24 protein-coding genes and 1 tRNA gene are annotated in these 23,712 nt (G+C 49.1%); 21 read left to right on the top strand and 4 right to left on the bottom strand.

Going from position 1 to position 23,712, the window contains the following annotated elements:
- Position 1 precedes the first annotated feature (1 nt).
- The 8 genes from H9Q78_RS12310 (at position 2) to H9Q78_RS12345 (ending at position 5,617) form a co-directional block, all read left to right on the top strand.
- The gene (locus H9Q78_RS12310) at positions 2-1,225 is read left to right on the top strand and encodes a pyridoxal phosphate-dependent aminotransferase (protein ID WP_249302018.1); all 1,224 of its coding nucleotides are present in this window, start codon (positions 2-4) and stop codon (positions 1,223-1,225) included.
- Between the two features lie 130 nt (positions 1,226-1,355).
- Positions 1,356-2,444 (top strand): C39 family peptidase, encoded by a 1,089-nt coding sequence (locus H9Q78_RS12315; protein WP_249302019.1) that lies wholly within the window; start codon positions 1,356-1,358, stop codon positions 2,442-2,444.
- A 159-nt stretch (positions 2,445-2,603) separates the two neighbouring features.
- Positions 2,604-2,918, top strand: coding sequence for a PadR family transcriptional regulator (locus H9Q78_RS12320; RefSeq protein ID WP_249302021.1), 315 nt, complete (start codon positions 2,604-2,606; stop codon positions 2,916-2,918).
- A gap of 2 nt (positions 2,919-2,920) precedes the next feature.
- On the top strand, positions 2,921-3,808 hold the full coding sequence (locus H9Q78_RS12325; protein ID WP_249302023.1) for a DUF1700 domain-containing protein: 888 nt from the start codon (positions 2,921-2,923) through the stop codon (positions 3,806-3,808).
- Positions 3,805-4,560, top strand: coding sequence for a DUF4097 family beta strand repeat-containing protein (locus H9Q78_RS12330; protein WP_249302025.1), 756 nt, complete (start codon positions 3,805-3,807; stop codon positions 4,558-4,560). The genes H9Q78_RS12325 and H9Q78_RS12330 overlap by 4 nt, the downstream gene beginning before the upstream one ends.
- 65 nt (positions 4,561-4,625) lie before the next feature.
- Positions 4,626-4,817 carry a PspC domain-containing protein gene (locus H9Q78_RS12335; protein ID WP_147597403.1) on the top strand — a complete coding sequence of 64 codons (192 nt, stop codon included), beginning with the start codon at positions 4,626-4,628 and terminating at the stop codon, positions 4,815-4,817.
- An 83-nt stretch (positions 4,818-4,900) separates the two neighbouring features.
- Positions 4,901-5,095: a small, acid-soluble spore protein, alpha/beta type gene (locus tag H9Q78_RS12340; protein ID WP_147597402.1), complete on the top strand. Its 195-nt coding sequence runs from the start codon at positions 4,901-4,903 to the stop codon at positions 5,093-5,095.
- Positions 5,096-5,206: 111 nt separating this feature from the next.
- Positions 5,207-5,617, top strand: a complete 411-nt coding sequence (locus tag H9Q78_RS12345) for a CBS domain-containing protein (protein WP_147597401.1) — start codon at positions 5,207-5,209, stop codon at positions 5,615-5,617.
- Positions 5,618-5,906: 289 nt separating this feature from the next.
- Here H9Q78_RS12345 and H9Q78_RS12350 read toward each other — a convergent pair whose 3' ends face one another.
- On the bottom strand, positions 5,907-6,128 hold the full coding sequence (locus H9Q78_RS12350) for a hypothetical protein (RefSeq protein WP_249302027.1): 222 nt from the start codon (positions 6,126-6,128) through the stop codon (positions 5,907-5,909).
- 301 nt (positions 6,129-6,429) lie between these two features.
- Between H9Q78_RS12350 and H9Q78_RS12355 the strand changes: the two genes are divergently transcribed.
- From H9Q78_RS12355 to H9Q78_RS12395, 9 genes are all read left to right on the top strand, one after another.
- Positions 6,430-7,764, top strand: a complete 1,335-nt coding sequence (locus H9Q78_RS12355; RefSeq protein WP_249302029.1) for a sodium-dependent transporter — start codon at positions 6,430-6,432, stop codon at positions 7,762-7,764.
- 88 nt (positions 7,765-7,852) lie between these two features.
- Positions 7,853-7,934: transfer RNA gene (locus tag H9Q78_RS12360), tRNA-Leu, on the top strand.
- 187 nt (positions 7,935-8,121) lie between these two features.
- On the top strand, positions 8,122-10,431 hold the full coding sequence (locus H9Q78_RS12365) for a hypothetical protein (protein ID WP_249302030.1): 2,310 nt from the start codon (positions 8,122-8,124) through the stop codon (positions 10,429-10,431).
- Between the two features lie 713 nt (positions 10,432-11,144).
- Positions 11,145-11,894, top strand: a complete 750-nt coding sequence (locus tag H9Q78_RS12370) for a GNAT family N-acetyltransferase (RefSeq protein WP_249302031.1) — start codon at positions 11,145-11,147, stop codon at positions 11,892-11,894.
- Positions 11,895-11,980: 86 nt separating this feature from the next.
- Positions 11,981-12,712 carry a GntR family transcriptional regulator gene (locus tag H9Q78_RS12375; protein WP_249302032.1) on the top strand — a complete coding sequence of 244 codons (732 nt, stop codon included), beginning with the start codon at positions 11,981-11,983 and terminating at the stop codon, positions 12,710-12,712.
- Complete coding sequence (gene deoC / locus H9Q78_RS12380; RefSeq protein WP_249302034.1) at positions 12,675-13,430, top strand: deoxyribose-phosphate aldolase; 756 nt, start codon at positions 12,675-12,677, stop codon at positions 13,428-13,430. Before H9Q78_RS12375 ends, deoC begins: the two co-directional genes overlap by 38 nt.
- A gap of 102 nt (positions 13,431-13,532) precedes the next feature.
- Positions 13,533-14,594 (top strand): NAD(P)-dependent alcohol dehydrogenase, encoded by a 1,062-nt coding sequence (locus H9Q78_RS12385; RefSeq protein WP_249302035.1) that lies wholly within the window; start codon positions 13,533-13,535, stop codon positions 14,592-14,594.
- 104 nt (positions 14,595-14,698) lie between these two features.
- Complete coding sequence (locus H9Q78_RS12390; RefSeq protein WP_249302036.1) at positions 14,699-15,652, top strand: CobW family GTP-binding protein; 954 nt, start codon at positions 14,699-14,701, stop codon at positions 15,650-15,652.
- 64 nt (positions 15,653-15,716) lie between these two features.
- A complete protein-coding gene (locus H9Q78_RS12395; RefSeq protein WP_249302037.1) occupies positions 15,717-16,334 on the top strand; it encodes a DUF305 domain-containing protein in 618 nt (205 codons plus the stop codon).
- A gap of 36 nt (positions 16,335-16,370) precedes the next feature.
- On the opposite strand, the gene H9Q78_RS12400 is transcribed toward H9Q78_RS12395, so the two are convergent.
- Positions 16,371-17,687, bottom strand: a complete 1,317-nt coding sequence (locus H9Q78_RS12400; RefSeq protein ID WP_249302038.1) for an O-acetylhomoserine aminocarboxypropyltransferase/cysteine synthase family protein — start codon at positions 17,685-17,687, stop codon at positions 16,371-16,373.
- 331 nt (positions 17,688-18,018) lie between these two features.
- On the opposite strand from H9Q78_RS12400, the gene cysK reads away from it, so the two are divergent.
- On the top strand, positions 18,019-18,948 hold the full coding sequence (gene cysK, locus H9Q78_RS12405) for a cysteine synthase A (protein ID WP_249302039.1): 930 nt from the start codon (positions 18,019-18,021) through the stop codon (positions 18,946-18,948).
- Positions 18,949-18,962: 14 nt separating this feature from the next.
- Here the strand turns inward: cysK and H9Q78_RS12410 are convergent, their stop codons facing one another.
- Positions 18,963-19,400 (bottom strand): RrF2 family transcriptional regulator, encoded by a 438-nt coding sequence (locus H9Q78_RS12410; RefSeq protein WP_249302041.1) that lies wholly within the window; start codon positions 19,398-19,400, stop codon positions 18,963-18,965.
- 201 nt (positions 19,401-19,601) lie between these two features.
- On the bottom strand, positions 19,602-19,739 hold the full coding sequence (locus tag H9Q78_RS12415) for a hypothetical protein (RefSeq protein ID WP_249302043.1): 138 nt from the start codon (positions 19,737-19,739) through the stop codon (positions 19,602-19,604).
- Between the two features lie 153 nt (positions 19,740-19,892).
- Between H9Q78_RS12415 and H9Q78_RS12420 the strand changes: the two genes are divergently transcribed.
- From H9Q78_RS12420 to H9Q78_RS12430, 3 genes are all read left to right on the top strand, one after another.
- The gene (locus H9Q78_RS12420; protein WP_147597387.1) at positions 19,893-20,231 is read left to right on the top strand and encodes a cyclic-di-AMP receptor; all 339 of its coding nucleotides are present in this window, start codon (positions 19,893-19,895) and stop codon (positions 20,229-20,231) included.
- 34 nt (positions 20,232-20,265) lie between these two features.
- Positions 20,266-22,221, top strand: a complete 1,956-nt coding sequence (locus tag H9Q78_RS12425) for an elongation factor G (protein ID WP_249302045.1) — start codon at positions 20,266-20,268, stop codon at positions 22,219-22,221.
- A gap of 110 nt (positions 22,222-22,331) precedes the next feature.
- Entirely contained in the window at positions 22,332-23,678 is a 1,347-nt protein-coding gene (locus H9Q78_RS12430) for an MATE family efflux transporter (RefSeq protein ID WP_249302048.1), read from the top strand.
- Positions 23,679-23,712 lie beyond the last annotated feature (34 nt).

Here is a 23,712-nt window from a genome sequence, read left to right on the forward strand (position 1 = left end):
TATGAGGACGTTTGAAAAATCAAAGAAGCTTGACAATGTCTGTTACGATGTGCGGGGACCGGTGGTCGACGAGGCGAACCGGATGATCGCCGAGAATATCGATATTTTGAAGCTGAATATCGGAAATCCGGCTCCTTTTGGATTCCAGGCGCCGGATGAGGTCATCCATGATATGCAGACCAGACTGCGGGAAGCACAGGGCTATTCCGATTCTAAGGGGGTCTTCGGCGCCAGAAAGGCCATTATGCAGTACTGCAGGATAAAGAAGATTCCCAATGTGACCATGGAGGACATCTATGTGGGAAATGGTGTCAGTGAGCTGATCACCATGTCCATGCAGGGGCTTTTGGATGACGGGGACGAAATCCTGATACCCTCTCCGGACTATCCTCTTTGGACGGCGGCAGCCAATCTGGCCGGCGGCCGGCCGGTGCATTATATCTGTGATGAATCAGCGGATTGGTACCCGGATCTGGATGATATGGAAAAGAAGATCACGGACCGGACGAAGGGGCTTGTGATCATCAACCCCAATAATCCCACCGGCGCGCTGTATCCCAAAGAGCTTTTGGAACGGATCGTGGATATCGCCAGGCGTCATGAACTGATCCTGTTTGCCGACGAGATCTATGACCGCCTTGTGATGGACGGTGAGTCTCATGTCTCGATCGCGTCACTGGCGCCGGATCTGATGTGCGTGACATTCAACGGCCTTTCCAAATCCCACCGGATCGCGGGATTCCGGAGCGGCTGGATGACGCTCAGCGGGAATAAGAAAAGAGCCAAAGGATATATCGAGGGGCTGAACATGCTGTCCTCCATGAGACTCTGCGCCAATGTCCCGGCACAGATGGTAGTACAGACAGCTCTTGGAGGCTATCAGCAGGAACATGTGGATGAGCTTTTGCTGCCGGGAGGACGGATTTATGAGCAGAGGGAGTTCATATACAACGCGCTCAACGATATTCCAGGCATAACGGCGGTGAAGCCCAAGGCGGCGTTTTATATTTTCCCCAAAATAGACGTGAAGAAATTCAATATTCACGACGACGAGCAGTTCGTGCTGGATTTCCTGCGTTCTGAAAAGGTGCTTTTGGTGCACGGAGGCGGATTCAACTGGAAGGAGCCGGATCATTTCCGCGTGGTATACCTTCCCAGGGTCGAAGAGCTTAAGAGCGCTGCCGGCCGTCTGGCAAGGTTTTTGTCTGAATACCGCCAGCCGTAAGTGAATCCGGAGCCATATCCGACAATTCTTTACTTTTTTTTCGGAAATCTTCAGATTTGATTCATGTTTGCACAAGAATTCTTATGTATACTAAGATAAGAGTTTGGATGAAAAAGCAAAGGAGACGCTCATGAATCAAATGACCACGGGAAAAGAGCCTCCCAGATGGCAGAATTCGGGGGAAGGATACGCAGTTGGAAAGAAAAGCTCCGGCAAAGAAAGAGGCGGGAGCGGAAGAAGAGCCGATACAGGGACGTATAAGGTATCGGGCCGGAGACCGGCAGGCCGCCTTGATACTTCCAGACTGGAAGAAAAAAAGCGCATGAGAAGAAATCAAAGGATAAGAAAACGGATCGGGCTTGTCTTCGGAGCTTTTGTCCTTTGTACCGGTTCTTTCCTCGCGGGAAGGCTGACGGCGCCTGCCGGGAGCAAGACACTGGGAAGGACGGATGATTCATTGCCCGGAGAGTCGGGAATGTCACGGAGCGGGTTTATGTCTACGGCGAGCGAACAGGATTTGGAGATGAGCGACGAGGAAAAAAGGGTCTATGTGCTGGAGCACCCGGAAGAGTATCCGGAATCTCTGGTGTCTTTAATGGAAAGCTCCCCGGAAGCATTGGATTTCGTCTATTCTTATCCGGAAGAAAAGAATAAAGAGACGGTCATTGATCTGTCAGGAGAATTGGTCAAAGGGGAGATTCCTCTTTTTATCCAGTGGGACAAGCGATGGGGATACTGGAAATACGGAGACGACCTGATGGCTCTCAGCGGATGCGGCCCCACCTGCCTTTCCATGGTTTATGTGGGACTTACGGGAGACACGTCTATGAATCCAAAGGTAATGGCCGCGTACAGCGAAAGTAACGGCTTTTATCTGGAAAACGTGGGCACCAGCTGGGAGCTGATGGGAGCCGGCGCGGAGGAGCTGGGACTCCAGTCGAATACGATTTCATTGAGCAAGGAGGCGGTCTTTAGAGAGCTGGATGCCGGGCGTCCGCTGATCTGCAGCATGCGGCCGGGGGATTTCACGGCGAACGGGCACTTTATCGTTATATATGGACGGGAAGGAGACGAGCTCCTGGTCCACGATCCCAACAGCCCAAAGCGGAGCGGGATGAAATGGTCCTATTCGGATCTGGAATATCAGATAAAGAATATCTGGTCCTATTCTGTCAGAAGCAAAGACCGGAAGGTTGAAAAAAGCTTTTCTCAGATATGATCTGTGCGGCCGGAAGGATTCAGTCCTTTCGGCCGTTATTGTGTCTTTCTGTAAAAATGCGGCATATAATTTATTGTTAGTTGTTGACAAACAATATTATATGATATATAGTATTAATCAAGAAATAATATTATATATTATAGATAAGGAGTTGGTCGCATGGTATTTAATACAGGTGCCGCTCTCCTGGATGCCATTGTGCTGGCAGTCGTCTCCAGAGACAAGGACGGGACATATGGGTATAAGATCACCCAGGAAGTCCGGGAAGCCATTGACATATCGGAGTCAACGCTGTATCCGGTGCTCAGGAGGCTTCAAAAGGATGAGTGCCTGGAGGTCTACGACAAGGAATACGGGGGCAGGAATCGAAGATATTATAAAGTGACATCGAAGGGAGATGCCCAGCTCAATCTCTACAAAGGGGAATGGCGGCAGTATTCCAGCAAAATATCAATGATCCTTCAGGAGGTGTGAATATGAACAGGGCAGAATATATGAAGGAGCTGGCTTATCTTTTACAGGACGTACCAGATGAGGAAAAGGAAGAAGCCCTTCAATATTATGAGGATTATTTTGACGATGCCGGGGTGGAAAACGAAGCTCAGGTGATCTCAGAGCTTGGCAGGCCGGAAAAGATAGCCGCGATCATCCGGGAGGGAGCGCGCAACGGATATGAAAACCAGGATGCGGAGTACACGGAAGCCGGTTATCGGAATGAGCGCTACCGCAGTCCTCAATATGAAGTGGTGCCGCCGGAGCACTGCAGAAAAGACACAATAGAAGATAAAAATGACAGCCGGGAAGAAAGCGCTTATTCTCAGCAGGAGGATTATCGGGACGCCTCTTATCGGCGCATGGAAGAAGAGACCGATCAGGGTGAGGCTACATGGCGGGAAGGTCCCCAGGAACATGAAGACGATTCGTATCATCAGACCTACAGGGAAGAGCGGCAGGACAGACGCCCGGTCCGGCGCCGTTTCAGCGTGCTGATGTGGATTCTCGTGATATTAGGACTTTTGATGGTATCACCGATTCTGCTCGGAGGAGCCGGCGTGGCGTTCGGAGCTGCCGCAGTGGTCGTCTGCGGCGTCGGCGGAGTGGCTCTGGCCGTGATCCTGGTCGCAGCCGTGCTTCTGGTAGTGAGTGTGATACTGATCGGCATAGGAATCGCGAAGCTTTTGATCTATCCGATAGCAGGAATCATGATATGCGGCGCGGGACTGGTGCTGCTGTCGATAGGAATGTTCTTTACATGGCTGTCCGTCCTGTTCTGCGGAAAAGCGGTGCCCGGCATTATCCATATGATAGGGAACTTTTTTAACTTTCTGTCGCGGAGACTGCGGAGAGGGGGTGCTGCGGCATGAAGCGTTTTACAAAAGTATGTCTGTGGATCTGCGGGATCTCTTTTCTAGTTGGCGTTCTCATGATATCCGTCAGCTGGGCCATGGGCTTCCGGGGATATCATCCGCATGATCGGTATGACTGGGAGCTGGTAGAGAGGAATCAGATCATAGAAGGCGATATCCGGAACGTTTGTCTCAAAGTGAAAGCGGGCAGCATTTTCGTAGAGGAAGGCGATGCCTTTGCGATCACCGCGTCAACAGCCGGAGAGCATTTCAAAAGTACCGTGGAAAACGGCACCTGGACGCTGGAGGAGGCGGAAAAGCACGAAAACGGCACCTCCATTGGCGGATTCTATATCAACGATGACGGTGTCTATCTGAAATCCACCCTGGGTGAAGTCCACATCACAATTCCAAGGGGGGTCCGTCTGGAGCATGTGGAAATAGACGTGCAGGCCGGCGCGGTGGAGATTGAACGGATTTCCTGCGAGACGATGGATATCGATGTGCAGGCAGGATCTGCGGATTTTGCAGCAGACGTGTCGAAGGAGATTTCCGCGGAATGTCAGGCCGGCGGCGTGAGCGGGTTCCTGGACGGGAGAGATGAAGATTTTAATCTGAGTATTGACTGCAACCTGGGAAGCGTTACAGTGGGAACCTATGAGTGCGGCGGCGTATTCAACCGGGATAATGTATCCTATGGCGCGGATAAGAAGATGTCGCTTTCCTGTGACGCTGGGAGCATTGAGTTCGCTTTTTCTGAAAATGATTGAGTTCATAGCAAATTTGAAGTAGAATGGGTGAGAAGCCCAAAGTATGCTTATAGGAGGAATGGAGCATGGAACCAAAAAGATTATACCGTTCTGTAAGGGACAGGATGCTGCTGGGCGTGTGCGGCGGTATCGGGGAGTATTTCGGCGTTGACGCTACGATCATCCGTGTGGTTTGGGCGCTTTTTGGCTGTACGGGCGCCGGTATCCTGGCGTATTTTATAGCGGCTGTGATCATGCCGCAGAATCCGGAAAATTAGTATAGGAAGGCCTGAATATTTTTCTTAAAAACGGCGATGCTCTAAGTAGCCCTGGAGGACAGGGGGAAAGGAGCATTGTTTTTATGGGAAAGAAAAAAGATAAGCCGATCGATTTGGAAAATCTGACGCCGGAAGAGAAATTAAAGCTGGAAATCGCCGATGAGATCGGCGTTTATCAGAAGGTGTTAGACGGTGGCTGGAGATGTCTTTCAGCGAAAGAATCCGGACGTATCGGAGGTCTGATGACGAAGAAAAAAAGAGAGCTGAGTAAATCCTGAAACTTCTTAATCTTTTCTAAAATCCGAAGGGAGAGACTGGAAAGTTAGGGAAGAATATGGTACTATGGATACCGAGAGAACTGCCGGAAAGCCGGCGGGAGGGAGATGTCCATGAACATATTGTTTTTCCTGACTCCCAAAAGTGATGTGGAATTTGTGTATGAAGACTATACTCTTCGGCAGACCATTGAAAAGATGGAGTACCATCGATTTTCCGAGGTGCCGGTCGTCAGCCGGGACGGCAGATACGCAGGCACTATTACGGAGGGAGATTTGCTCTGGTATGTGAAGGAGGACTGGGACCTGAACATACGCGAGGCAGAGAATGTCCGCATTATGAACATCAGGCGGAAAAAGAAGACCGCGGCCGTGTCCGTAAATGCGAAGATGGAGGACCTGATGGAAAAGGTCATGAATCAGAATTTCGTTCCGGTGGTGGACGATAATGATATCTTTATCGGCATCGTAAAACGGAAGGATATCATCCATTATTGTTATGAACATATGGTAAAATGTGAATAGTCCCCGAAGGACAGGGGATACGGGGTATTTTCCCGGCGGCGGAGCGGCATCGTTTTTGATGCCGCTCCGCTGTCTGCGCGGATAAGATCAGAAGAAGAAACGATTGTCAAAGAAGCGTTTATCTGTTAAGATTTTAGCGTCGATATTAAAAATACAAAATACTTTTTGGAATCATTCATAATAAGCTCCGATTAAGCTCCAGTTGGACACCGGCAGAAATTCCGGACCGTCACGATTTCGGCTCGCTGGCGATGCAGGGGCCGCTTTATCCCCGCTCCAGGAGTACCGCTCACATGTCGACGGAAAATCTGGATGATTTTTCGTCTCCGGTTCGCTCAGAAACGGAATCGGTATTTTTCGTTTCTGCCTCCCTCCGTCTGGGGAACACCGGCCTTTGCTCTGCGGCGCTCACCTTTAGGCCGGCCCGAAATCTTTCTGCCGGAGCCCTGCCCGCCGCACCGTTTCGGATGATTTCCGTTCCATTGATTCCAGAAAAGGATCGGATATCCACACGGCCTGCGCGCCTAACGGCAGCGGGCCGCGGTAGACCGCCCCAATAGCTTTTGAGGAAAACAGAAGATGCTTTGGTGCGGGAGGAAGAGCAGGAGGAACGATCTGATTCCATCGTAAGGCGAGCGCCGCAAAGATCGTGGTTACGGCTGCCAGCGAGCTGTCTGGATGGAAGCGGATTTCCTCCTGCCTTTCAATCATACAAAGGAAGCTTGTTTAAAAAGTATTCAAAGGTATAGTTCAAAAAGTCCGGCTATATTTGGCAGGTGGTATGGCAATATGAACGGAAATGGGGTAGAGTTATGAAAAAGAAAAGAGAAGAGATTCCCGGGAGAGACGCGTTCCGCAGCAGAATGGGTTTTATCGTGGCCTGTGTCGGCTCCGCAGTGGGAATGGGAAATATCTGGATGTTTCCATACCGGACAGGAAAATTCGGCGGAGCGGCTTTTCTGATCCCGTATTTTATTTTTGTAGTGTTATTGGGCTTTTCCGGCGTGATCGGTGAAATGGCTTTCGGCCGTTCCATGGGGACAGGCCCCGCGGGGGCCTTTGAGAAGGCCATGAAGCTGCGGGGGAAAAAGGGAGGAAAGCTGATCGGCTTGATTCCCGTAATCGGTTCCCTGGGAATTGCCATCGGATATTCGGTAGTAGTAGGCTGGTTTTTAAAATATCTGTGCGGAGCTTTGGCCGGAAACTTAGGGAAGGTTGGGGACATGGGAGCGTACTTCGGCGCTCTGGCCGGAAATTTCGGCAGTATTGGCTGGCATATGCTGGGGCTTGCCATAACCTTTGCCATCATGCTGTTTGGCGTATCCAGGGGGATTGAAAAAATGAACAAGGTAATGATGCCGGCCTTCTTTGTATTTTTTGTGATTCTTCTGGTTCGCGTTTTTACACTGGAGGGCGCCTCGGAGGGCTACCGCTATCTGTTCATTCCAAGATGGGAATCACTGGCGGATGTGAAGACTTGGGTCTACGCCCTGGGGCAGGCCTTTTTCTCTCTGTCCCTGGCAGGCTCCGGGACCATAGTCTATGGAAGTTATCTGAAAAAGGATGCGGACGTGGTGAGCTGCGGCAGGAATGTGGCAATATTTGATACCTGTGCCGCGCTCCTGGCGGGAATGGTGGTGATTCCGGCGGTCTTTGCCTTCGGGCTGGATGTCTCCGCCGGGCCGCCGCTCATGTTTATCACCCTGCCCGCCGTGTTTCAGAAGATGCCCTTCGGATGGCTATTTTCCGTAATCTTTTTTGTGGCGGTGCTGTTCGCGGCCATAACTTCTCTTGTGAATCTGTTCGAGACTCCCATCGAAGCCCTTCAGGAGCAGTTCCGGATGTCCAGGAAGATGGCGGTGGGCATTGTGGCCTTTGTGGCTGCCGCGGTGGGCATTTTCATCGAGAGCGCCGACGCGGTGAGCAGGTGGATGGACGTGGTGTCCATTTATATTATTCCTCTTGGCGCCCTGCTGGCGGCGGTGATGTTTTTCTGGGTATGCCCGAAGGGATACGCGAGAGAACATGTGCAGCTCGGCAGAAGGAAAAAGCTGGGACGCTGGTTTGAGCCGGTGACCAAATATCTCTTTGTGGGACTGACGCTCGTGGTGTATGTCCTGGGAATCTTATTTGGAGGAATCGGCTGAATAGAACTCCGCCGTTATGTTGACTTTTCTTGACGGAAATGGTAAGATGATACCGCATCGGTTTCGGGCCGGTGCGGCAGTTTTTCCTACGGATATGGTGGAATTGGCAGACACGCAGGATTTAGGTTCCTGTGCCGAAAGGCATGTGGGTTCAAGTCCCACTATCCGTATCAGATGAACGAGGCCAAACTTTGGAACTCAAAATTGAGAGAATCCAAATATTGGCCTCTTTTTCTATGCTATAAACTTAGGACCTGAGTGGAGAGGAATTTCCTGACGGTCCTTTTGTTTGTTAGATCGAGAACGGTATGATATAATTAAAAAGTTATTAGATGATTCGAGAGGAGGCCGTAATATTTGAATAAAACAGATATGATAGTATTCTGCAGTGAACTGGACAGGAAGTTGGATGGCTTTTTTGAGAAAGCAATTTTCATGTATCGGGAAAACCAAGAGAGGTATGAAAATTACTGTGAATCATATTATGATTACTTATATGGCAGTTTTATGTACATTTTAAATAATCATTATCGAAAATATCTTGAGTCGGCTGACCTGGAAGAATTATATCTTATTCGTGTCTTTCTTCAAATAAACGATCAGCACGAATGCCTGCGGAATATTGAGATATCCCAAATGTCTTTCCAAAAAATCATTGAGGCTGTTCCCTTTTATGAACTTTTAATACGGCTGGCTCCGCCTGCAGATATTTGGAAAAGCAGAACAGATAGACGGTGGAAACTTCATAGAAATACGGATGGAGAATCGTTGAATTTTGCTTTAAATGACAGCGTTTGGCAATGCACCTGCATGGAAAACATTATGTCTCATTTTTTGTACATAGATTTTCCAATAGAGTCTTTACACAACATGAATCATGATATCTCTTATAAAACCGAGGGGGTATATCAGGCCCTTTTGACAAATGAACTGACTCCCAAAAAAAGTAAGGAGTTTTCAGCGGAATATGTTAATTTAGTCTCACATATTCTGGAAGGCTTTTATCTTATTGATAACCGCCGCATTCTACTTGACAATGTTGAAATGATTGAAGGCGATCATAGCAATGATTTAGAAATCATTCGTGCAAACGCTTATTCAAATCAAAGTCTCTATATACATTTAAATAACTGGAGGATAACAAAGAATGAGAATACACTGAAATCATTTCTTATGGTAATGGCCTGTAATGTACATTATGTTACAGGCGGTGCAATCCAAATCAGTATTTGGAAAGGTTTGGGTCCAAGGGATCTGTCAGAGCAGATTTTGTCCTATATCAAAGGATATTTGGATGAAGTGAAACAAGTGAATGAAAAGTACGGGATGTCCCTGAACCGACGTGGGATATATGATGTATACGACTATGCCGTTTATGACGATGGGAGATGCCATCATCCTTTTCATAATGATACGATAGCCGCTTATGTGGAATTGTTAGATGATAAGGATTATGACATGGCGGATATTTCTCAATTCTTGCTTGAAAACGGATATGATAGACAAGACCTGAGGGAGTATATGATTAAATTTATAGCCAAATACACCAAGAGAATTGGTGCAGAAGCTGTTTACAACAAGCTTTATGCGCTGGCTGTTATTTTAGAAGGATTGTATTGGCTGAAAGACATTCTCAATTATTCCTTTAATGAAGCTGCTTTTGGTGTTTCCAAGTTATGTAATGAAATACAGAGTTATATCTATAAAGATGATTATGGGTATGAAATTATTTCTCAGGAGTTTGAAGAATTAAAAGTGTTGTCTTTAGATCGGAGGGAAACGGAATATATAAAAAATAAACATCAAGAATTTTTACAGTGTCTGGCAGAAGACCTTCACTCAGAATATACGGTCGATTGTTTATTAAACCTGAAATATGAGAGAATTACCCAGTTGCTGAATTGGGGCCTCGTAGCCGATACCTATGATTTGATGGCTGAAGTAACAAAACAGGTATTGGCATTGATCGAAAATCAAATTGCCGATAATGAAATATATCAGGTGATATATCGAAGGCTGGACCAAACTTTAAAAGCCGGATTTCTTCATATAAGCCAGTGCTTAGAAGCCTATTTACAATCTGACTTTAACCTGCTTTCACTGGAGAATATGTTTAAATCCATTTTGATATCCATGGCTACTGCGGAATTTCTATTTGAAAAATATGTGAATCAGGAAAACGAGTCGTATATTATGGATTATAGTTGTATAGCATTGGAGTATTTTAAAGCGTTGGAGACAATCATGAATCTTGTGCTGTATCGTCCCTACAGAATCAAGATTTTGATGCCGATGGTAAAAGAAGACTCATCTGCCGGCGTCAGCAAGAAATTGAAGCCGTACTGCGGAGACAGTTTGAGGGCAATATATATGACAGGAAAGAAGGCGCTTAAATCTGATCTGGAAATGGGGACCTTATGGAATTTTTATAAAAACGCGATAAACTTGGAAGGACCGTCTAAGTATCTTCAGAATCTGCAGATAGAAAAAAATATGGTTTTAATAATTCTAGAAGAACTCGATACGCTGCGTCCCATGAGAAATAAAGCGGCACATGGAGGCGGAATCGTCAGCAAAGAAGAAGTAGTTCAAATACGGAAAGCCATTGCGGGGAAATCTTCAAATATGGAAAATAGTATTTTGGGGAACATATTATATTTGCTGTAATGTTAGTGAAAAGAAGTTTTTAAATGAAAAGAGAAGCAGATTTTCCTGAAAGGCTGAAGCGGGAACTTGCTTTGCGCTGCAACTACATTTGCAGCAATCCGAATTGCAGAAAGAATACATATTTGGTTAAAAAAACAGCGGTGATGCATACAGCATCGGTCAGGCCTGCCATATTGAGGCAGCTTCTCCAAACGGACCAAGATATAACAAAGAATATACGCTAAGAGAAAAGCAGTCCATTGAAAATGCCATTTGGCTGTGTCCAAACTGTGCTGCGAAAGTTGACCGGGATGTTGACCAATATACGGTATTCGTGCTGAAAAAGTGGAAGAACGATGCAGAAGCTGGATTTAATAACAAATATAAGACTTCATTTCGTTTTTTTCTATTGCAAACCCTGCGGGAGGAACGGGAAAATCGTCAGCAGCGGCGTTTCTATCTCAGTCTGTCTCAATCGCTTGTCCTCAATACTTGTATGAAGAGAGTGGGGTATATGGATCACGAAAGTCTATGTACGATTCAGGAAAATCAAAGGCGTATTTGTCCTGCCAATTGGTACACATTTTAATACATCCGCAGGATTATCAACAATAAGAAGCTTATTGGCGGAAAGTAAAAAAACTTTACAGTGTGACCGGTTTATACCCTGGGATTAAGGATGAACAATGAAACAAGATAAGCAACCGACATGAAACCTGAAAGAGAGGATGTACATGAAACCTGATTTTATCAACATAACTACAGAGAACCTTGCCGATGAGCATTTATGCTGCATAATCCGCAGCAAAAAGCCTCATCAAGGCATCGAAGCTAAGCGGCAATGGCTTTCAGAACGGCTGAAGGAAGGCCACGTTTTTAGAAAGCTAAATGAAAGGGCTGTCGTTTTTATTGAATATGCCCCTCTTGAAACGGCATGGGTTCCCATAATTGGCGACAATTATTATTATCTGTACTGTCTATGGGTTTTAGGCGGCCAAAAGGGGAAAGGATATGGGAGGTCCCTGATGGAATATTGTCTGGCGGATGCCAGGGATAAGGGGAAATCCGGTGTCTGCATGCTCGGGGCACAAAAACAGAAGTCCTGGCTGTCTGACCAGGCGTTTGCGAAGAAGTTTGGATTCGAGGTTGTCGATACCACTGACTATGGATATAATCTGCTGGCGCTTTCATTTGACGGAACACTGCCGAGCTTCTCACAGCATGTTAAAAAACCGGAGATTGAAAATAAAGAACTGACGATTTACTATGATATGCAGTGCCCTTATATCTGTCAGAACGTGGAGAGGGTAAAACGATATTGTGAACAAAACGGCGTCCCCGTGTCCTTTATAGAGGTAGACACACTGCAGAAAGCAAAGGAACTGCCCTGTGTTTTCAATAACTGGGCCGTATTTTATAAAGGAAGGTTTGAGACGGTGAATTTATTAGACGCCGCCAGCTTAAAGAGAATACTTAAAAAGTGAGGGGCGTTTCCTATCTTTGTTGTAACGGTCCCTTAAATATGATAAACTTGTGGCACAGTAATGAAGTACGTATGGAGTGGGAGAGAATGGAAAACAACAGGACAAATGAACCGGTCTACATGAAGGTGTACCGGGGACTGAAGGCTGAGATTCAAAAAGGAACCTATCCGGTCAACAGCTTTCTTCCAAAGGAAAGTGAATTGGAGGGGATTTACGGTGTGAGCAGGACCACGGTCCGGAAGGCGGTGAAGATGCTCAGCCAGGAGAATATCCTGGAAGTGCGGCAGGGCTGTGGTACAAAGGTCTGTGATTATAAGGCGACGCAGGATTACAATAAGGTGACTTCAGTTACAGAATCCCTGAGAAAAAAGGGCTATTCGGTCTCCACGGGAAGTATGATGATCGATACGGTGGATGCTGTAGGGGAAATGGCAGAGGGGCTGGAGATACCCAGCGGGACGAAGCTTGCAAGAGTGCAGCGCCTGCAGCTGGCGGACGATAATCCAGTGACGATCATGGAAAACTACATTCCATATTCTTTCGTTCCGGGTATAGAAAAATATCAAGACAAGTTTGTGGCCTTTTATCAGTTTTTGGAGGAGACATATGGGATCACCATTGACAGCACGAAGGACAGGATATCCGCGGTATCGGCCACATTCATAGAGGCTCAGATACTGGGCATTAAACCGAGGGATGCGCTTTTAATGGTGCGCCGGGTCTGCTATCATGAGGACAGGCCCATATGTATGGACTATGTGAAGATCATAGGAAGCCGGTATGAGGTCGAAATTCACGGCCATGGGAGAAGCAAATAGAATGGAAGACAGGAGTATAGAAGCACAGAGGCTGGCCAGACATATTGATATCAGCTGTGTCCAGGCGTTTCATACCAGGGATGAGATTGGCAGGATGATAGAGGCGGCCAGGAAATACCGCTTTGTATGTGTATTTACCCTTCCGGCATTCAGCAGCTATGTGGCGGAAAAGCTGCGGGATGAGCCGGATATCCGCACGGGGGGCGTCATCAGCTTTCCGGGGGGCGGCGACACAGTGGCTCAGAAAGGGAGACAGGCCAGAGAACTCCTGGAGATGGGCTGCGGGGAGATGGACATGGTGATGAACCTGACGGCATTCCGGAGCGGTGAGTATGCCTGGGTGACGGAAGAAATCAGGGCTGTGATCGAGAATGCTTCCGGGATACCGGTGAAGGTGATCATCGAAGCCCCCCGGCTGACGGAGCAGGAGATCCGCCGGGCGGTGGATCTGTGCGCGGAAGCTGGAGCCGATTATGTCAAGACAAGCACAGGGTGGTATGTGGAGAAGACGAAGCTGGAGCACATAAAGATCATGGCCTCTCAGGCGGGGGGAAGGATCAAACTGAAGGCGGCGGGAGGGATTCGTACGGCCGGCACGATCTTTGCCATGGAAAAAGAGGGCTGCAGCCGCTTTGGGCTGGGGCTTGATTCGGCGCTTTCCATTATGGAAGAGCTGAACGGAGGGATTCTGGCAAATAGTACAGATAAGGTCCGCTGATTTTAGTAAATCTGCCAAAAGGTTACTGATTGATTACATAACCTTTTAGTGATATACTTAAAACATCTTTTGATAATGAAGGATGGAAAGGAGATATAGAACATGAAAGGTTATGCAATGTTAAAGATTGGCGAATCGGGATGGATTGAAAAAGAAAGACCGAAATGCGGGCCGATGGATGCAATCTGTAAGCCCCTGGCAATCGCCATTTGTACATCCGACGTACATACGCTTTGGGAGGGCGCTATCGGAGAGCGTCATAATATGATCCTCGGCCATGAAGGCTGCGCAGAGGTAGTGGAAGTAGGAGAGCTTGTCAAGGATTTCAAACCGGGAGACCGTGTCCTGGTTCCTGCCATCACTCCCGACTGGAACTCATTGGAGGCACAGGCCGGCTATTCCATGCATTCAGGAGGCATGCTGGCAGGCTGGAAGTTCTCCAACTTCAAGGATGGCGTGTTCTCAGAATTTTTCCATGTGAACGATGCGGACGGAAATCTGGCTCTGCTTCCGGACAATATCAATACGGTGGACGCGTGCATGCTCTCTGACATGGTCCCCACCGGGTTCCATGGCGTCGAGCTGGCAGACGTACAGTTTGGAGATACCGTTTTAGTGATCGGGATCGGTCCCGTAGGCCTGATGTCCGTAGCGGGAGCGAATTTCCGCGGCGCCGCCAGGATCATCGCGGTCGGCACCAGGCCCGTTTGTGTGGAAGCGGCCAAGGGATATGGAGCGACAGATTTTGTCAGCTATAAAAACGGACCGATCGCTGAGCAGGTGCTGGAGATGACCGGCGGCAAGGGCGTGGACAAGGTCGTGATCGCGGGAGGCAGTGTAAAGACCTTTTCAGAAGCGGTCAAGTGCCTGAAACCCGGCGGAAAAATTGGCAATGTCAATTACCTGGGTTCCGGTGAAGTGATCGATATCCCTCGTGTTGAATGGGGCGTGGGCATGGGCCACAAGCAGATCAACGGCGGATTGATGCCGGGCGGACGCCTGCGTATGGAGAAGCTGGGAGCGCTGGTTTCATCCGGGAAGCTGGATCTTTCACCTCTGAGCACCCATGTGTTTGAGGGCTGGGAGCATGTGGAAGAGGCGCTGTTCCTGATGAGAGACAAGCCTGCCGATCTGATCAAACCGGTCGTAAAAATCGAAGACTGATGAACATGGCCCAGTGCACTGCATTGGGCCTTATGTTTCTCCGGAGAGAGGCGCTGTCTCATTCCGGGTACAGGAAATAATAGAAAAGGTAAGGGAATCAGCTCATGAAGATACTTGTGATATCCGGTTTTCTGGGAGCGGGGAAGACTACTTTTATTAAAGCATTGGCAAAGCATACGGGTAAGGATTTTGCGATCCTGGAAAATGAATACGGTTCCGTTGGGGTCGACGGCGATACGCTCAAAGACAGTATGGATGCGGGAAATGTCAACATTTGGGAGATGGCAGAAGGGTGTATCTGCTGTTCTATGAAGGGAGACTTTACGGCCTCTGTCCTGACCATCGCCAATACGGTGGATCCGGAATATCTGGTGATAGAGCCCACAGGGGTGGGTATGCTGAGCAATATCATACAGAGTCTCCAGGAAATCGAATATGAAAGGATTTCACTGCTGGCGCCCGTCACCATAGTGGACGGGCACAGCTATGAGCGTTACCGCCGGGAGTTTCCGGAGCTTTATAGGGATCAGATCGCATCCGCCCGTACTATAGTCGCGTCCAAGATGGAACAGGCAGATGCAGAGGAAAGAAAAGTTCTGGGAAAGAAGCTTAGAGAATGGAATCCGGATGCTCTGATAGTCACAGAGCATTACAGCGGTATGAGTTCGGATTGGTGGAACAGACTGCTGGAGTCAGGCTATGACGGACAGGTCCTGAAGGATGCGGGAGCGAACACAGAGGGGATGCCGGATACATTTTCTCTGAACGGTGTCTCCCTGGAAAGTCCGGAAAGGCTGATCCTTTTAATGGAGCAGATCGTCTATGGACAGTTTGGCGACATTTTCCGGGCCAAGGGACACCTGCGGGCCGGCGGCCGGATGTTTAGGTTTGATGTGGCGGACGGCCAGTATTCGGTAATGGATATGGATACGGATCAGGAAGGGAAAGCCGTATTTATCGGCAATGATATCAGCCGGCAGAAGCTGCGCCGGGTTTTTTTCAGGAGGAGGGAAAAGGGAGCTCCTGTGAAGGCGCGCGCGGAAATCTCAAGAAGTTAGGATGGCATAAATATCGTCTTTTGGGAAATAATAGGATGAGAATATAGTTCCGATGGAGGGCGATATGAAAAAATACCGGATAGCCTTGGCTGTTTCCGCCGTGCTGGTCCTGCTCAGCGGATGCGGCAGCAGTAAAAAAGAATTGAACGCGTATATGAGCGAGCAGGATGAGATCATGGATGAGATGATGGAAAAGATGGATGATGTGGAGCCTTCCGGCTCGGCAGCCGCGACATTTTTGAATCAGATGATACCTCATCATCAGTCCGCTGTTAAAATGTCTCAGAGCTATCTGCAGCACGCGGGAGAAAAAGGTGAGTTCAAAGAGCTTGCGGAACAGATTATCAGCACTCAGGAAGATGAGATAAAACAGATGAGTGAAATGGCCGCAAGGATCTTGGACGAAGGAAAGGCGGACGAGGAGCAGGAGACTCTTTATCTGGAAGAATACGAAGGTATGATGAAAAGTCACCATATGGCTCATGACTCCCAGGCAAAAAGCCTTGACAGGGCTTTTGCGGAAGGGATGTCGATGCATCATCAGATGGCGGTAGATATGTCAAAAGCCATTCTGAACCATACCGATGAGGAAGAGGTGATCCGGCTGGCCAATGCCATCATCACCCAGCAGGAAAAAGAGATTCAGCAGATGGAACAAGAGAACGGCGGACACGCCCATTGATAAAAGCCGGAGGGTGAAGCCCCCCCGGCTTTTTGGTCAGACAGCTGGCTGGGCGAACGCCTGGCCCAGATCCTCCAGGATATCGTCGATATGCTCGGTGCCTATGGACAGGCGGATCGTATTCGGATGGATTCCCTGAGCGGAAAGCTCTTCTTCCGTAAGCTGGGAATGCGTGGTGGAGGCCGGATGAATCACCAGAGATTTCACGTCGGCTACGTTGGCAAGCAAAGAGAAAATCTCCAAGCGGTCAATGAAATCCTGTGCTTCTTTGGCTCCTCCCTTGATCTCAAAGGTGAATATGGAAACTCCGCCGTGGGGAAAGTACTTTTGATATAAGGCGTGGTGGGGATGATCGGGAAGAAACGGGTGGTTGACCTTTTCCACCTGCGGATGCCTGGAGAGGAAATCCACGACCTTCAGCGCGTTCGATACGTGACGTTCCACACGGAGAGAAAGGGTTTCCAGACCCTGAAGGAATAAAAAGGCATGGAGGGGGGCCAGAGTCGCGCCGGTATCTCTCAGGAGGATCGCTCGGATTTTAGTCACGAACGCGGCATTTCCGGCCGCCTTTGTAAAGCTGATTCCGTGATAGCTGGGGTTGGGTTCGGTGAGAGAAGGGAATTTGCCGCTGGCTTCCCAGTCGAACTTGCCGCTGTCGATGATCACGCCGCCGATGGCCGTACCGTGGCCTCCTATGAATTTAGTGGCGGAATGGACTACAATATCCGCGCCATATTCAAAGGGACGTACCAGAAAGGGAGTCGCGAAGGTGGAATCCACGACCAACGGAATCTTATGCTTGTGGGCCGCAGCGGCCACGGCTTCGATATCGATCAGAGTGGCGTTGGGGTTGCCGATCGTCTCAATGAATACTGCTTTTGTACGTTCGTTTATGGCATTTTCAAAAGCGTTCTCTTCATCCGCGTCCACGAAAACGGCGGTGATCCCGTATTGGGGAAGCGTATGCTCCAGCAGATTGTAAGTCCCGCCGTATATGGTTTTGGCAGAAACGATATTGTCCCCGGCCTGAGCAAGATTTAAAAAGGTATAGGTAATGGCCGCGGCTCCGGAGGCTACGCCCAGCGCGGCAGTGCCTCCCTCCAGCGCCGCCATGCGCTGTTCAAATACATCGACGGTGGAATTCGTCAGCCTGCCGTAGATATTGCCCGCGTCGGTGAGAGCGAAACGGGCCGCCGCATGGGCGGAATCCTTAAATACATAGGATGTGGTCTGATAAATAGGGACGGCCCTCGCGTCCGTGGCGGAGTCGGGGGCTTCTTGGCCTGCATGCAGCTGGATCGTTTCAAATCGGTAGGAATGTCTGTTCATAGTGAGCACCTCTTCAGCTTTCATTTCTATTCTCTTTTTTATGGATACGAAACATATCAAGCACATATAACCTATGGAATTGATATGCTTTACATATTACATAAGGATTTTTTCTTTGTCAAGTAAATTTATCCAGAAAAGTAAAATAAGTACTTTGTTACAATAGGGATTGACAGATCAAGATCAGAGTGATATCATAAAACCTATAAAATTGATAGGTTTAATAAGATAAAAGAAAGAGGAATCGTTATGAGACAGTCTAAAAAAAAGAAACGATGTTGCCGCTAAAAAGATTTCATAAGGGTACGGGAAACTGACAGAATATCATAATAGGAATGATCAGGAGGAATAACGAATGCGGACATTTGAAAGAATCACAGATTTAATCGGCGGAACGCCTCTCTTGGAGCTTAAGAATTATGAAAAGGAGCATGGGCTTTCGGCTACAATCCTCGCTAAGCTGGAATATTTCAATCCGGCGGGAAGCGTAAAGGACAGGATAGCGAGAGCCATGATTGATGATGCTGAGGCAAAGGGCCTCTTAAAGCCGGGGTCGGTGATCATTGAACCGACCAGCGGCAATACGGGGATCGGTCTTTCCGCGGTAGCGGCATCCAGGGGCTACCGGATCATTCTCACGATGCCGGACACCATGAGTGTAGAACGCCGCAGCCTGTTAAAGGCATACGGTGCGGAGCTGGTATTGACGGAGGGCATAAAAGGGATGAAGGGGGCCATCGCCAAAGCCGAGGAGCTGGCAGATGAAATAGAAGGAAGCTTTATACCCAGCCAGTTTTCCAATGGGGCAAATCCTGAGGTTCACCGGCAGACAACAGGACCGGAAATCTGGGCGGATACAGACGGCAAGGTAGATATTTTTGTGGCGGGCGTGGGTACCGGCGGAACCGTGACAGGCGTTGGAGAATATCTGAAATCGAAAAATCCGGATATCAAGGTCGTTGCCGTGGAGCCGACCGGTTCTCCTGTTCTATCCAAGGGGACCGCGGGGCCGCATAAAATACAGGGTATCGGCGCGGGCTTTGTGCCGGATACCCTGAACACGGAAATATATGATGAAATCATGCTGGTGGAGAACGAAGAAGCCTTTGAAGCAGGCAGGAGCCTAGCGAAAAATGAAGGAGTGCTTGTGGGCATTTCTTCCGGAGCGGCCGTATCGGCGGCCGCGGTACTGGCAAGACGTCCGGAAAACGCGGGCAAGATTATCGTGGCGCTGCTTCCGGATACCGGAGAACGGTATCTTTCTACTCCGATGTTTTCTGAATAGTTAAAAGCCAGGAGCTATATCATATAATCATTGCTGTACCGTTCTCTCTGCCGGTCTAAAAGGTCCTGCAGGGTGATGCTGTCCAGATATTCATTGATCACCCGGTTAAGCCCCTGCCATACGGAAAGCGTGGCACATTCGTCACAGCGGCTGCACTGATTTGGCTCATGGTCCAGACAGGCGACGGGAGAGAGGCTTCCCTCCGTGAGGCGCAGAATATCTCCCACCGTATATTTATCGGGGGATTTTGCCAGCCGGTATCCTCCCTGGAAACCGCGGCTGGCCTGGAGGATACCGGATTGATTCAGGATTGGGATAATCTGTTCCAAATATTTTTTAGAGATTCCCTGGCGGGCGGCAATATCTTTGAGCGCAGTGTATCCGTCATTTTGGCGCTCGGCGAGGTCCAGAAGCATACGCAGGGCGTAGCGGCCTTTAGTTGAAATTTTCATTTTTACACCTCCCAATATATTAACCATAATAACATGTATTTAGTAGGCTTTCAAGCCTGAGTGATTTGAGTCTCTGGCCATAATGAATATGAAAAAGCAGAAGGAAGGCGTCTATATGGATAGAACGGCCTTTCTTCTGCTTTTTTGTGGGGCAATATTGCGCAGAGTGTTATTTGCCCGAGATTTTTAATACTCCGGCGCTCAGCGCACGGTTTCTTTATACGCGATCAGAACGATTTTTTCTTTGGTCTCCTTCTCCAGCTCTTTTTCCAGGGCTTTGATTTTATCCAGGGTATTTGTTGAAACATCAGCTACATTGTACTCTTTGTGGTTTTCCATCGTTATCACCTCAGGCTTAGTATGCCTGGAACGGCGAAATTCATGCGAAAACAAGAATTTTCTAGTTTAGATGGAACGTAATAAAATCCTAACAAATTTTTAATGGGAAGCGTGCTATAATATAAGAAATATAAGCTGAAGGAGGATACGCATATGAAGATGATAATGGCGATCATCCACCACGAGGATGAAATGGATACGGTAAGATGCTTGAATGAGCAGAACTTTTTTGTGACAAAGCTGTCGACCACAGGCGGATTCCTGAAAGGAAAGAACACTACCATCATGATAGGTACGGAGGATGAACGGGTGGACGACGCGGTAAACGTCATCCGGGAAAATGCCGGAAAACGGAGGGCCATACGCTATGATAATTCCGGAAACCTGACGGGAGGCTCATATACGGGAATCAATATGCCGGTGCCTTTAGAAGTGGAAGTGGGCGGCTGCACGATATTTGAATTCCCGATCGACCGGATCGAAAAATTCTGACTGCATAGAAAACAGATGAAACGGAGCGTTTGAGATGGATACGGTAGTGGGAATGCTGGCTCATGTGGACGCCGGAAAGACGACTCTTACAGAAGCTATGCTCTATGAAGCGGGAATGATACGGAAACGGGGCAGGGTGGACCGCGGAGACGCCTTTTTGGACAGCAGCCGGATAGAGCGGGAGAGAGGAATCACGGTCTTTTCCCGCCAGGCAGCGCTCGATTTCGGCGGAAGGAGTTTCATACTGCTGGATACTCCGGGACATGTGGATTTTGCCGGAGAGATGGAACGGGTTTTGGACATCCTGGATTATGGAATTTTGGTAGTGGATGGAAACGCCGGGATACAGGGGCATACAAAGACCATTTGGAGACTTCTTAAAAAAAAGGGGCTTCCGGTGTTTCTATTCATTAATAAGATGGACAGGGAAGGCATCGGAGAAAAAGCCATATTGAAACAGCTGGAGACAGCTTTTGGAGCCGGGTTCGTACCGGCTTCTTTGGCTGCGGCGGAGGACGGGCAGATCCGGTTTTCAGAAGAAATGAAAGAGGAGATTACGTCCCTTGAAGATGAGGTGCTGGAAGAATATCTGGAAGGGAAGATATCAGAGCTCCGGTGGCTGGAGATTTTCCGCAGACAGATAAGAGAACGGCTGGCATACCCGTGTCTGTTTGGCGCGGCGCTGTCCGGGGACGGCGTGCCGGAGCTGCTGTCGCTCCTTGCGGCGTGTACAGATCAAAAGGAAGAATCCCCTGATTTTGGCGCAAAGGTATATAAGATCCTTCACGATGATCAGGGGAACCGGATCACGTTTCTGCGGCTGACGGGCGGAATGCTTCATGTGAAGGATATCATACGTTTTAAGGGGGAAAAAGAGGAGGAAAAAGTCAATCAGATCCGCCTTTACAGCGGAGACCGGTATCAGACTGTACAGGAAATCCGCGCCGGCACAGTGGCCGGGGTCACGGGACTTACAAGGACCCGGCCGGGACAGGGACTGGGGTACGAGGAGGACGGCGGGCCGTACCTCCTGTGCCCTGTGATGGCAGTCCAGGTGTTGGTCAAAGACGGCACAGATAGTTTGACAGCCCTCAAATATCTCCATATTCTGGAGGAAGAGGAGCCAGGCCTCGCTATCCGGTATCAAAGAGAAACAGGAGAAATCCAGGCATCTGTCATGGGGACCGTCCAGCTGGAGATCCTGAAAGCGCTTATCATGGAACGGTTCCATATGGAAATAGAATTCGGCCCGTGCCGGGTTCTGTACCAGGAGACGATCGCTGGGCCGGTGATGGGCTATGGCCATTATGAACCTCTGCGTCATTATGCGGAGGTTCACCTTCTGCTGCGGCCGGGAGGAAGAGGACAGGGGATAAGGGCTTTTTCAGACTGTAGTCAGGATGAGCTGGACGGCAGCTATCAGCGCCTGATCCTTCACCATATTCTGGAAAAAGAACACAGAGGAATCCTGACTGGGGCGCCGCTTACCGATGTGGATATCATCCTGAAAGCAGGGCGGGCCCATCTGAAGCACACAGAGGGCGGTGATTTCCGGGAGGCAGTATACCGGGCGGTGAGGCAGGGGCTGGAGAAGGCGGAGACGATTCTTTTGGAGCCCTGGTACCGCTTTGAGATTGAAGTACCGGAAGGGCTGTCCGGTAAAGTGATGATGGATATTCAAAAACGAAACGGAACATTTTTACCTCCGGAATCTGGGAACGGAAGGACGGTCATATGCGGCAGGGGGCCCGTGTCGGAGTTCATGGAATATCCTCTGGAGCTGGCTTCTTTGAGCAGAGGAGACGGCACCGCTTTGTTTCAGCCGGACGGATATGCGCCCTGTCATGATCAGGAGGAGGCGGCAGCCGCCTCAGGCTACGTAAAGGAGCGGGATCTGGAAAATCCGTCCTGCTCTATATTCTGCTCCCATGGGGCGGGATATGAAGTGAAATGGTACGATGTGGACCGGATGCGGCACATAAAAGGATGAGAAAAAAGAAGGTGCAAAAGACTTGTAAAAGGATGTCTTCGGTGATACAATCGGAATCGGTATAAGAAAAATAGTATGAAAAGCTTTGCGGACGGAACAGGGGAAAATACATGTTTTCAAAGAGGGATTTAAGGAGGCTGCTGATACCGCTGATCGTGGAGCAGTTCCTCGCGGTGCTGGTAGGAATGGTGGATGTAGTCATGGTGGCAGGAGTCGGAGAGGCAGCCGTGTCCGGTGTGTCCCTGGTGGATGCCATCAATCTGCTCCTGATACAGCTTTTGGGTGCGATGGCCACCGGAGGCGCAGTTGTAGCCGGCCAATACTTGGGCTGCAAAAATGAAGAGCGGGCCTGCCGGGCGGCGAATCAGCTTTTGCTTGTGACCACGGTAATCTCCGCGGCGATCATGGTGATCGCTCTCGTGGGGAACCGGGTCATTTTAAGCGTCATATTCGGTAAAATCGACGCGGACGTAATGGCAGATGCCAGCCTGTATTTTTATATTACTTCTCTTTCTTTCCCTTTTCTGGCCATGTATAATTCCTGCGCGGCCCTTTACCGGGCCATGGGTAATTCCAAGGTATCCATGAAGACCTCTCTGGTCATGAATGGGATCAACATTGCGGGAAATGCCATAGGTGTCTATGTGCTGCGTGTCGGCGTGGCAGGCGTGGCCGTTCCGACTTTGATCTCCCGTATGGTCGCCGCGGTCATCATGCTTGTTATCATACGAAATGAAAAAAATCAGGTACATGTGGACAAGCATCTCAGACTGGGCTATGAACCGGACATGATCAGGCAGATCTTAAGGATAGGGATTCCCAGCGGCATGGAGAGCAGTATGTTCCAATTGGGAAAGATCATGGTCCAGAGCCTCGTGTCTTCTTTGGGAACCGTCGCCATAGCCGGTTTCGCAGTGGCCACAAATCTGGCCAGCATCGAATATCTGCCGGGACAGGCCATCGGACTGGGACTTGTGACGGTGGCATCTCAGTGCGTAGGAGCAAAAGAATTCGGCCAGGTCAAGGAATATACGAAGAAGCTGGTGCTTCTGGATTATTCCATCCTGATCGGGATTATCGTCGTGATCGACCTGCTGCATAAGCCGATCATCGGTATATATAATCTGTCCCCGGAAGCGGCAGCCATCGCTGCAGGCCTGATCGTATTCCATGGGTTCGCCATGTTATTTTGGCCTCCGGCCTTTATTGTGCCCAATGCGCTGCGGGCGGCGTCAGATGTGACATTTACCATGGTGATCGCCGTGGCCTCCATGTGGCTTTTCCGGATATGTCTCGCATATCTGATGGTAAAGGTTTTCCATACGGGAGTCATCGGGATTTGGATAGCCATGAGTGTCGATTGGATCTTCCGGTTTGTCGTGTTCCTGTGGAGGATGATAAGCGGGAAATGGATCCGTCATGGCTCGGATGAACGGCTGAAACGAAAAACAGTATGATAAAAGCAAAGCCCTGCCGCTATGTGTTGCGGCA

The organism is Qiania dongpingensis (assembly GCF_014337195.1).
Taxonomy (GTDB): Bacteria; Bacillota; Clostridia; order Lachnospirales; family Lachnospiraceae; genus Lientehia; species Lientehia dongpingensis.

Bases quoted from the DNA above. Each gene is read 5' to 3' on its own strand.
- H9Q78_RS12425 (WP_249302045.1), top strand. From the start codon at position 20,266: ATGGATACGGTAGTGGGAATGCTGGCTCATGTGGACGCCGGAAAGACG.
- H9Q78_RS12430 (WP_249302048.1), top strand. From the start codon at position 22,332: ATGTTTTCAAAGAGGGATTTAAGGAGGCTGCTGATACCGCTGATCGTG.
- H9Q78_RS12415 (WP_249302043.1), bottom strand. From the start codon at position 19,739: ATGGAAAACCACAAAGAGTACAATGTAGCTGATGTTTCAACAAATACC.
- H9Q78_RS12410 (WP_249302041.1), bottom strand. From the start codon at position 19,400: ATGAAAATTTCAACTAAAGGCCGCTACGCCCTGCGTATGCTTCTGGAC.
- H9Q78_RS12390 (WP_249302036.1), top strand. From the start codon at position 14,699: ATGAAGATACTTGTGATATCCGGTTTTCTGGGAGCGGGGAAGACTACT.
- H9Q78_RS12325 (WP_249302023.1), top strand. From the start codon at position 2,921: ATGAACAGGGCAGAATATATGAAGGAGCTGGCTTATCTTTTACAGGAC.
- H9Q78_RS12320 (WP_249302021.1), top strand. From the start codon at position 2,604: ATGGTATTTAATACAGGTGCCGCTCTCCTGGATGCCATTGTGCTGGCA.
- H9Q78_RS12345 (WP_147597401.1), top strand. From the start codon at position 5,207: ATGAACATATTGTTTTTCCTGACTCCCAAAAGTGATGTGGAATTTGTG.
- H9Q78_RS12355 (WP_249302029.1), top strand. From the start codon at position 6,430: ATGAAAAAGAAAAGAGAAGAGATTCCCGGGAGAGACGCGTTCCGCAGC.
- H9Q78_RS12310 (WP_249302018.1), top strand. From the start codon at position 2: ATGAGGACGTTTGAAAAATCAAAGAAGCTTGACAATGTCTGTTACGAT.
- H9Q78_RS12335 (WP_147597403.1), top strand. From the start codon at position 4,626: ATGGAACCAAAAAGATTATACCGTTCTGTAAGGGACAGGATGCTGCTG.
- deoC (WP_249302034.1), top strand. From the start codon at position 12,675: ATGAGGTCGAAATTCACGGCCATGGGAGAAGCAAATAGAATGGAAGAC.
- H9Q78_RS12370 (WP_249302031.1), top strand. From the start codon at position 11,145: ATGAAACCTGATTTTATCAACATAACTACAGAGAACCTTGCCGATGAG.
- H9Q78_RS12340 (WP_147597402.1), top strand. From the start codon at position 4,901: ATGGGAAAGAAAAAAGATAAGCCGATCGATTTGGAAAATCTGACGCCG.
- H9Q78_RS12400 (WP_249302038.1), bottom strand. From the start codon at position 17,687: ATGAAAGCTGAAGAGGTGCTCACTATGAACAGACATTCCTACCGATTT.
- H9Q78_RS12420 (WP_147597387.1), top strand. From the start codon at position 19,893: ATGAAGATGATAATGGCGATCATCCACCACGAGGATGAAATGGATACG.
- H9Q78_RS12375 (WP_249302032.1), top strand. From the start codon at position 11,981: ATGGAAAACAACAGGACAAATGAACCGGTCTACATGAAGGTGTACCGG.
- H9Q78_RS12395 (WP_249302037.1), top strand. From the start codon at position 15,717: ATGAAAAAATACCGGATAGCCTTGGCTGTTTCCGCCGTGCTGGTCCTG.
- cysK (WP_249302039.1), top strand. From the start codon at position 18,019: ATGCGGACATTTGAAAGAATCACAGATTTAATCGGCGGAACGCCTCTC.
- H9Q78_RS12330 (WP_249302025.1), top strand. From the start codon at position 3,805: ATGAAGCGTTTTACAAAAGTATGTCTGTGGATCTGCGGGATCTCTTTT.
- H9Q78_RS12315 (WP_249302019.1), top strand. From the start codon at position 1,356: ATGAATCAAATGACCACGGGAAAAGAGCCTCCCAGATGGCAGAATTCG.
- H9Q78_RS12385 (WP_249302035.1), top strand. From the start codon at position 13,533: ATGAAAGGTTATGCAATGTTAAAGATTGGCGAATCGGGATGGATTGAA.